Below are 1,754 nucleotides of genomic sequence, written 5' to 3' on the forward strand. Positions count from 1 at the left end.
CTTGTTTTTCAACATTCTCCAACTTGAGCTTGCCTAAAATATCAGCGTAATTTTTGGAAAACAATTATTGCGACGAATCTTTAACCGGGAACGCTTTCTGAAAGAATATCCAGTGCCTATTTAAGTGGTAACTGTTCAGCCGGAGTACAGGCCGCAATAAACAGTTGTAAACTGTGCTGTTATCGCGCATGATTTGGGCATGCCACCAAAACCTCCCCGTCTCAATCTCACCGGCTTGTCCCATGAAGACAAGGATCGTCTCATTGACGCCTTGTTCGCACGCCTGGACGCGGTGGAGGCTAAGCTGGGCATGAACAGCGAGAACTCGAGCAAGCCGCCGTCGTCGGATGGACTGGGCAAAAAGCAGAAAACTACTTCGTTACGTGGCAAATCTGACAAAGCAGTTGGAGGCCAACCGGGTCATAAAGGCAGCACGCTCAAGCGGGTTGCCGAGCCTACCAGCACGCAAGATCATCGAACGCCATCGCATTGCAACCGCTGCCACAGTGCGTTGGCGTTTGAAGAGGCGCACGTGCTGGAACGCCGCCAGGTATTTGACGTGCCGACGATGTGTTTCGAGGTCGTCGAACACCGCGTCTACACGGTGCTGTGCATCTGCGGTCAACGGCACGACAGTGTCTTCCCGGCTGCTGTGAGCGACCTTGCGCAATATGGCCCGAACGTGCGCGCATTGGGCGTGCACCTGACGCAAGGCCAGATGCTGCCATATGCCCGCGCCGCCGGGTTGATCGCCGAGATGACGGGCTTGTCCGTGTCGCCGGCAACCCTGCTTGCCTGGGTCGGCGAAGCGAGCCTCGCCTTGCAAGGCACGGCCGATTTTATTGCGAAGCAATTGCACGACGCGCCGGTACTGTGCGCCGACGAATCGGGCCTGCGCGTGGACGGCAAGCTGCACTGGATGCACGTTGCGGCCACGGCGGAACTGACCTGGTACGGCATGCATGCCAAGCGCGGCCTGGACGCAATGGTCGCGCATGGCATTCTTCCTAACCGACTCGGCGTTCTGGTGCATGATTGCTGGGCCCCGTACTGGAAGCTGAACGATGGCCTGCATGCCTTGTGCAACGCCCATCTTCTTCGTGAGCTGGTCTATGCGCAGGAGGTGACGGGCCAGGATTGGCCAACCGACATGACTGAACTGCTGCTCAATGCCCAACGACTGAGCACGGCTGCGCGCCAGCAAGGCACGCCTTTCGATGCCGAAGCCATCGCCGCCTTCGCCACTGTCTACCACGGCATCGTACGCCAGGGCGAAGAACTGAACCCTCCGCAGACGAAACCCGGCGCAAAGCCCGGACGCTGCAAGCAGTCTGACGCCCATAACTTGCTGCGTCGCTTCCGACTGCACGCAGACGCCATCCTGCGCTTCATTGCGGACCCCATCATCCCGTTCACGAACAACATCGCCGAGCGGGCCGTGCGCATGCCCAAGGTCAAACAGAAAATATCGGGATGCTTCCGCACCATTACCGGTGCCGATAACTTCTGCACCATCCGCTCCTGCCTCGACACCCTACGCAAACAAGGGCACAGCATGCTGGAAGTGCTGCGCCGTGCATTTGCTGGCGATCCGATCAGGCCAACTGCGTAGCGGCTGAATAGTTACGGGTTAACAAGACCAGGTAATACGTTTTTCAATGTTAAGAAAAACGAAAATGCTATTTATCGCTACTGATGCGGAGCTGATTTTTTGACCGAAGCCTTGTGATGCGAGATCGAACTATCGGCCTTCT

At 57.1% G+C, this 1,754-nt stretch carries 1 protein-coding gene; it reads left to right on the forward strand.

Translation table 11 applies throughout. The annotated features are described in order from the left end of the window. Nucleotides 1–199: 199 nt before the first annotated feature. Entirely contained in the window at nt 200–1,612 is a 1,413-nt protein-coding gene (gene tnpC, locus F1735_RS33375; RefSeq protein ID WP_222853168.1) for an IS66 family transposase, read from the forward strand. Nucleotides 1,613–1,754 lie beyond the last annotated feature (142 nt).

This window comes from Massilia genomosp. 1, from assembly GCF_011682185.1.
In the GTDB taxonomy this organism is placed as follows: Bacteria; Pseudomonadota; Gammaproteobacteria; order Burkholderiales; family Burkholderiaceae_D; genus Telluria_A; species Telluria_A rubra.

What these genes read in the sequence shown, in the direction of transcription:
- tnpC (WP_222853168.1), top strand. Translation starts at nt 200, where the DNA reads ATGCCACCAAAACCTCCCCGTCTCAATCTCACCGGCTTGTCCCATGAA.